Consider the following 6,602-nt stretch of genomic DNA (forward strand, 5'->3'; position numbering starts at 1 on the left):
GCGAACGCCACATTGCGTTTCCGGTGCGCTTTTTGGCAGCATCAGCCAGCGCCGGGTGGCCGACGCACTTGGGCCATCAGGTACTGCGCCACCGCCTCGAAGGGTTCAAGGCTCTGTTCGGCCCGGCTGAGCACCACCGCGCCTTCGACCGAGGCGATCAGCAGCATGGCGAGCGCTCGCGCCTCCGTTGGCGAAAGCCCCCCCTCGCGCAGTTGATCAGCCAGCCGCTCGCGCCAGGCGCGAAACACGGCGGTGGCATGTGAGAGCAATTCCGCCGAGTCGGTGGCCACCGTGACGGCCAGCACGGCGCAACCCGCCTCGCACTGCGAGCGCATGAGCACCGCACGCCAGATCGCGAGGAAGCGCGCGACCACCGCCTCGGCCGGCGCGCCGGCCACGGGCTCCATCGCATCGGTCAACACGGCACCCGCGCAGTCGACGGCTGCGGCCACGAGCTGGTCCTTGCCGAGCGGAAAGTGGTGATACAGCGATCCGCGCGGCGCGCCCGTGGCCGACAGCACCTCGGAAAACGACGTGGCCTGCAACCCGCGCCGCGCCAGTAGCGCCATCGCCCCTTCGACCATGCGACCGCGAACGTCACCCGCCATGCCCACTTCCCCTCGTTCGAGTTGATTTCACAAAATCTATGACAGTCATCATAATTGCTGCTACTATGACGATCATCATAGTCACGCCTCCAAGGAGCCCCGCCGTGTCATTGCGTCGCCACGCCCTTCTGTCCATGATCCTGCCGCTGACCCTGGCCGCTTGCGGCGCCATGCCCTGCGCATCCTCTTCATCCGCTCAAGGAGCTTCTCCCATGACCATGGAACAAACCAGGCAGGCCGTCATCGGCGACTGGATCAGCATCGCCCCCGAAATCCGACCCAGCGCCCAGAAGACGCCCGATGGTGCGCTCAAGCCCTTCTATCTGAAGCGCGAGTTCAAGGCGCTGCCGGACAATCGATTCGAACTGGTCATCGTCAATTCGGCCGACCCCTACGGCAAGGTGCCGCTGGCTAAGATCCAGATCAGGGGCCACATGCACTGGCAGGGCGAGCACCCCATCGCGCCAGGCGCGCAGAAGGTGGACTTCGTGGCCGACGAGGCCTACGAGGTCACGCCGATGCTGCAGGGCTTTGCCGACGTCCTCAACCAGATCGCCGCCCAGGGCTACGCCAAATGGGAGGTCGGCCAGACGCAGAGCATCTTCGGCAAGAGCTTCGCGCCCTTCGGCTTGACGGCGGGCAAGAATTTCATGGAGTATGACCTCGTGTACGTGTCGCACAGCCTGCTGTTCTGGGGCGCGCGCCATGTGGACGGCCGCGGTTTCGACTCCGAGCAGAACCGGCCGACCAATCTGCAGATCCCGCTGGCGCGCAAGTAGGACCGCGCGCATGACTACCTCGAAGGAATTGGACGGCCGTGTCGCCGTCATCACCGGCGCCTCGAGTGGGATCGGCCAACACACCGCGCGCGCCCTGGCAGCGCGCGGGGCGACCGTGGCCCTGCTCGCACGTCGCACCGAGAGGCTCACGGCGCTCGTAGCCGAGATCGAGGCCGTTGGTGGACGCGCTCACGCCTTCCCAGTGGATGTGACCGACGAAACGGCACTCCGAACTGTGGCCGATGCAGTGCAGCGCAGTCTCGGCTCGGCCGGCATCGTCTTCAACAACGCGGGAGTGATGCTGCCGACGCCGGTGACAGGGGGCTGACGCCGAACCCTGGGATCGGCAGGTGGACCTGAACATCCGGGGTCTGAATCACACGGTGCGCGCCTTTGTTCCGCAACTGATCGCAGCCGCCGGCAGCCAAGGCGTGGCGGACCTGATCAACACCGCCTCCATTGCGGCGCGCACGCTGTTTCCCACCTTCTCGGTCTACGCCGCTTCCAAAGCCTACGTGACGCACTTCGGCAACACCTTGCGCGCCGAGTTGGGCCCACGCAACGTGCGGGTGACCACGCTCGAGCCCGGCATCGTGGAGACGGACCTGCAGAGTCACATCGACGACAGCCGGGTGCGCGAACGCCTGCAGAGCACGCGCCAGACGGTGGAATGGTTGCAGCCCGACGACATCGCTGAGCTCGTGAGCTTCGTCGTACGCCTGCCACCGCGGGTCAATCTGGCGCAGATTGCTGTTCTGCCAACGCAGCAGCCTCTGTGATCAGCGCAGGTCGACCGCACCGGTAGATCCCTGACCGACCGCTTCAGCCAACAGAAAGCGTCGTTCCTAACCGTGGCGTAAGATCGAGCTAGCTTTGTAAAGAAAGCCACACATGGATGGGCAAGTTCCGACAGGGAATGACGACTTCCGAGATGTCGGAGGTGAGCTTGTCTCCGGACTTACCGCCGACTCCAGATCCACACACGTCGAGGTGCTACGGCGCAGGTCGACAGGCGCCATCGGTTGGCGGTTCCGGCAACGGCAACTGGCGCTCTTCTGGTTTCGCAACGGCGTTTCGAAGCTGCATCTTGACCTCGATGGCCGGCAGATACATGCCGACGTGACGGGGCGTTCGAATCTCGCGCTGTTTCCTGCCTCGATGTACATCGAAGGTGAGTTCGAGGTGGGTCCGCATTGCGATTACGCGGTGGTCTTTCTTGATGCGAAGGTGGCCGGCCAGCACGCTGACATCGATTTCGACAGGCCGCTGATCTCTTTCCAGAGCGATGACCTGCAACGCAGCCTTGCCGCGCTGTGCAGGGAAGCGCATCACGCCGACAGTCTTTACGAGCTGTTCGCCGAAGGTTGGGCCATGCAGGCCCTGGCCGTGTTGGCGCGTATTGGCGGCGCCCATCCGATTGGGCCGGTCCGTCGTGGCGGGCTCGCCGCCTCCAGCCTCAGGCGCGTCACCGAATACGTTGCAGCAGACCTCTCGAGGCCTTTCACCATTCAGGTGCTGGCCGAAGTGGCGGGTGTGAGCCCGCGCCACTTCATACGCGCATTCCAGGAGAGCACCGGTTTGACGCCTCTGCGCTACGTGCAAGAGCAGCGCATTGCCAAGGCCAAGCAGCTGCTCGCCGAGGCGCGGCGAAGCGCTACCGACATTGCGCTCGACTGCGGCTTCAGCCACGCGCAGCATTTCAGCACGGCCTTCAAGAACGCGACTGGCGTCACGCCGTCGACCTATCGAAGAACGACCGTGATCTGACACCTCGTTTGATCAGGTCGCCGCCTTGGTGGGCGGCCAGGCACCGGCCGCCTCCGAAGGCCGTGACTCATCCGATCCCAACGCCAGGATCAGCAGCGCTGCAACCAACGAAGCAGCCGAAGCCACCCACAGCGCCGGCGTGTATCCGAAATGCTTGCCGACGAAGGCGACGGCCACCGGGCCAATGCCTGTACCGACGCAGATGGCAAAGAACAACATCCCGAAGATCTTGCCGAAATGCTTCAGGCCGAAAGCGCGCACGCCGAGAAACGAGACCGCATCGACTTCCACGCCCAGGCCGACACCAATCAGGACGGCGCCGGCCATCGCGAGCGACGGGGCACCGTCGACGGACAGCAGCAGCAGTCCGGCCGACGGACCGAGGAAGACCAGCGCGGTGACGTACGAGGGGTTGAATCGGTCGAGTGCAAAGCCGAATCCCACGCGTGACACGATGGTCGCGATGCCGACCAGGCTCACCACCGTCGCAGCCAGTTTGCCACCGACGCCGCGGTCGCCGAGGACGACCGGTAGATGCACGGTGGCTGCGCCGACTGCCGCGGCGATCAGCGCGAACGATACCAGCAGGATCCAGAAGCGTTTGTCCTTCAGGGCCTCGGCCAGGGTATAGCCGCTGCTTTCCGCCTGGGCAACAGGATCCCGGACCGGAGGATCCCGCACGAGCCAGAAGACGTTCGGCAGGCCGATGCCCACCACGGTCAGGCCCATCAACATGTAGGCCACCCGCCAGTCGAAGGCACGGACCAGATAGGCCGAGTAAGGCGCGGCCAGCGCGATGCCAATGCCGGCGAAAGACAGTGCAATGCCCAAGGCGAGCCCACGCCCCTTGTTGAATGTGCCGACGATGACGTAGTTGTAGGCGTGCGGGAGCTGCAGGGTGGCCAGGACCGCCGCGATCACCATCGTCACGACAAAAGCAGTGGCGCTTTGAGGAACCAGTCCGACCAGGGCGAGGCCGATGCCGAACGCAGGAATGCCGAGCATCGCCATGCGACGAGGCTTGATTCGATCGAGCAAGGCGCCGACGGCGGGCGACATGAGGCCGAAGACGATGGCCGCCATCCCGCCTGCGGATGCAATGTAGGCGCGATCCCAACCGGTGCTTTCGGCGATGGGCCTGACCATCACGCCGAACGAGTAGAACATGATCGGTCCGCATCCCAACATGACGCCGATGCCGGCACCGAGAACAATCAACATCTTGCGCAGCGAAGAGAGTTCTGCTGTCGTCTGTGTGTAAGCTTTCATGGCATGTCTCCTGTGTTGCTCGCCGATGGCGGCGGCCGGTTTTTTTCGAGAGGCCCCATGGCCATCAGAAGTTGACGCAGTGGCTGCCCTTCAGGCCGAGCATCTTCCTGGCGTCGGCGGGCGTGGCGACCTCGAGTCCAAGCTGCTCGATCAAATTTCGCGCTGCGAGAACCTGCTGCGCATTACTCCGAGCGAGCAGGCCTGGCCGCAGCCAGAGCGAGTCCTCCAGACCCATGCGGACGTTGCCGCCCATCGCTGCGGACATCGCCGCAATCGGAAGCTGATGTCGTCCGACGCCCAGCACCGACCAGCGGTACTGATCGCCGAACAGACGATCGGCAGCGCGCTTCATAGCGAGTACATCATCCGGGTGTGTGCCGATTCCACCCAGTACGCCGAACACCGTCTGTACGAACAGAGGCCCGGAGACCAGGCCGCGCTCGACGAAGTGGGCCAGCGTGTAGAGATGACCGACGTCGTAGCACTCGAACTCGAATCGTGTGCCGCTGTCGCGGCCGACACGCAAGATGTGCTCGATATCTGCGAAGGTGTTCTTGAACACGCGATCTCGCGACCCCTCGAGATAGGGCCGCTCCCAGTCGTTCTTGAACTCCTTGAAGCGGCTCAACATCGGAAAGAGACCAAAATTGATCGAACCCATGTTCAACGAGGCCAACTCGGGGCCGAACTCAACGACGGGTCGCAAGCGCTCATCGAGCGTCATCGTGGGGGCGCCTCCTGTCGTGAGGTTGATGACGCAATCCGACCGTTGGCGTATGGCAGACAGGATGGGTGCAAATCGCCCGGGCGTCTGATCGGGCTTCCCCGTCTCCGGATCCCGCGCATGCAGGTGCACGATGGCCGCGCCCGCCTCAGCGGCGCCGATGGCGGCCGCTGCAATCTCGTCGGCCGTGATCGGAAGGTGTGGCGACATCGAAGGCGTATGAACCGCCCCCGTGACCGCACACGTGATGATGGTCTTGTGCTGCTTCATCGAAAGGCGCTCAGACGCGAGGCGCTTCGGGAAGGCGTTCACCAGCTCGCACGACGTGTCTTGCCGGATAGAGGGCTGCGGCGACTTCGATGTTGTCCTCCGAGTCACCCGTGCAGGCGCTCCATATCGCGCTCACTTCCTTGATGAGCGAAAGAATGGCGCCATCGCTTCGTCCGTCCCGCAGATGGCAGAAGATCAAGGTATCGGTGGTGGGCCTTCCGGAACGATAGGTGCTTTGCCCGTCCAGATCGTGGAACACGACGCTGATGAGGTCCAGAGGCGACCGGATGATTTCCTGGATTGCGGTCGTCACCTTGCTGGCGATCTCCGCTTTCACTTCGGCCTTGAGTCCGACGCGGTTTTCACAGACGATGATGGGCATGTTGGCTCCTGGGATGGGGGACATTCGGAGCCTTCAGTCTCTGCTTACCTTGCCCGGCATGATTCCAGCAGAACGCCAAAAAATGCGGGGAACTGCCATCACCTGGCGCTGCTTTTCGGTCCACGAGATCTTGTGCGATGCGCACAACAACGCCTTCGAGGCCTCGATGGTGCCGCTGACCACCGCGGCGCTGATCGTCCAGCTCTCGGGCGGCAAGGCGATCGGCATGGCCTGGGTGCTGCTGGGCGTGGTGGTCGGCGGCGGCTACGGCGCCTACCGGGCCAAGACGGTCGAGATGACGCAGATGCCCGAGCTGGTGGCCTTCTTCCACAGCATGATCGGCCTGGCGGCCGTGTTCATTGCGGTCGCTGCGGTGGTCGAGCCCTGGGCCTTCGGCATCACGCCGCCGCCGGTGGCCGCTGCCGTCGGCGTCAACACGCCCGAGGGGGCGGCCATCATCGACGGTTTCCTGCGCTACGCGATTCCAGCGGGCAACCGGCTCGAACTGTTCCTGGGCGCGGCCATCGGCGCGATCACCTTCAGCGGCTCGGTGATCGCCCTGGGCGGCCTTCCTCGCGATGGTGCTGCTGGCCTTCGTGATGGGCGTGCTGATCATCATCCCGATCGGCGGCGCCGACATGCCGGTGGTGGTCTCAATGCTCAACAGCTACTCGGGCTGGGCGGCCGCGGGCATCGGCTTCAGCCTGAACAACGCGATGCTGATCGTGGCCGGCTCGCTGGTGGGCAGCTCGGGTGCGATCCTGAGCTACATCATGTGCAAGGCGATGAACCGCTCGTTCTTC

The 6,602-nt window shown here is 64.2% G+C and carries 8 protein-coding genes and 1 pseudogene; 5 read left to right on the top strand and 4 right to left on the bottom strand.

Annotation, left to right across the window (positions count from 1 at the left end):
- Positions 1–41 precede the first annotated feature (41 nt).
- Positions 42–608 (bottom strand): TetR/AcrR family transcriptional regulator, encoded by a 567-nt coding sequence (locus tag AC1DYD_RS37145; RefSeq protein WP_478177746.1) that lies wholly within the window; start codon positions 606–608, stop codon positions 42–44.
- A 212-nt stretch (positions 609–820) separates the two neighbouring features.
- Here AC1DYD_RS37145 and AC1DYD_RS37150 point away from each other — a divergent pair, with 212 nt between their 5' ends.
- The 4 genes from AC1DYD_RS37150 (at position 821) to AC1DYD_RS37165 (ending at position 3,154) form a co-directional block, all read left to right on the top strand.
- A complete protein-coding gene (locus tag AC1DYD_RS37150; RefSeq protein ID WP_478177747.1) occupies positions 821–1,387 on the top strand; it encodes a hypothetical protein in 567 nt (188 codons plus the stop codon).
- A gap of 10 nt (positions 1,388–1,397) precedes the next feature.
- A complete protein-coding gene (locus AC1DYD_RS37155; protein WP_478177748.1) occupies positions 1,398–1,715 on the top strand; it encodes an SDR family NAD(P)-dependent oxidoreductase in 318 nt (105 codons plus the stop codon).
- A gap of 22 nt (positions 1,716–1,737) precedes the next feature.
- The gene (locus tag AC1DYD_RS37160; protein ID WP_478177749.1) at positions 1,738–2,166 is read left to right on the top strand and encodes an SDR family oxidoreductase; all 429 of its coding nucleotides are present in this window, start codon (positions 1,738–1,740) and stop codon (positions 2,164–2,166) included.
- Between the two features lie 112 nt (positions 2,167–2,278).
- Entirely contained in the window at positions 2,279–3,154 is an 876-nt protein-coding gene (locus tag AC1DYD_RS37165) for an AraC family transcriptional regulator (protein WP_478177750.1), read from the top strand.
- 12 nt (positions 3,155–3,166) lie between these two features.
- Here AC1DYD_RS37165 and AC1DYD_RS37170 read toward each other — a convergent pair whose 3' ends face one another.
- From AC1DYD_RS37170 to AC1DYD_RS37180, 3 genes are all read right to left on the bottom strand, one after another.
- Positions 3,167–4,423, bottom strand: coding sequence for an MFS transporter (locus AC1DYD_RS37170; protein WP_478177751.1), 1,257 nt, complete (start codon positions 4,421–4,423; stop codon positions 3,167–3,169).
- Positions 4,424–4,487: 64 nt separating this feature from the next.
- On the bottom strand, positions 4,488–5,417 hold the full coding sequence (gene kce, locus AC1DYD_RS37175; RefSeq protein ID WP_478177752.1) for a 3,5-dioxohexanoate:acetyl-CoA acetone transferase: 930 nt from the start codon (positions 5,415–5,417) through the stop codon (positions 4,488–4,490).
- A gap of 10 nt (positions 5,418–5,427) precedes the next feature.
- Entirely contained in the window at positions 5,428–5,799 is a 372-nt protein-coding gene (locus tag AC1DYD_RS37180; protein ID WP_478177753.1) for a tautomerase family protein, read from the bottom strand.
- 175 nt (positions 5,800–5,974) lie between these two features.
- Here AC1DYD_RS37180 and AC1DYD_RS37185 point away from each other — a divergent pair.
- Positions 5,975–6,602: pseudogene (locus tag AC1DYD_RS37185) on the top strand (NAD(P)(+) transhydrogenase (Re/Si-specific) subunit beta); the annotation flags it as partial.

It is taken from the genome of Variovorax sp. P4_B11, assembly GCF_056402355.1.

Coding starts and splice junctions, on each gene's coding strand:
- kce (WP_478177752.1), bottom strand. CDS start 5,417: ATGAAGCAGCACAAGACCATCATCACGTGTGCGGTCACGGGGGCGGTT.
- AC1DYD_RS37180 (WP_478177753.1), bottom strand. CDS start 5,799: ATGCCCATCATCGTCTGTGAAAACCGCGTCGGACTCAAGGCCGAAGTG.
- AC1DYD_RS37145 (WP_478177746.1), bottom strand. CDS start 608: ATGGCGGGTGACGTTCGCGGTCGCATGGTCGAAGGGGCGATGGCGCTA.
- AC1DYD_RS37150 (WP_478177747.1), top strand. CDS start 821: ATGACCATGGAACAAACCAGGCAGGCCGTCATCGGCGACTGGATCAGC.
- AC1DYD_RS37155 (WP_478177748.1), top strand. CDS start 1,398: ATGACTACCTCGAAGGAATTGGACGGCCGTGTCGCCGTCATCACCGGC.
- AC1DYD_RS37170 (WP_478177751.1), bottom strand. CDS start 4,423: ATGAAAGCTTACACACAGACGACAGCAGAACTCTCTTCGCTGCGCAAG.
- AC1DYD_RS37165 (WP_478177750.1), top strand. CDS start 2,279: ATGGATGGGCAAGTTCCGACAGGGAATGACGACTTCCGAGATGTCGGA.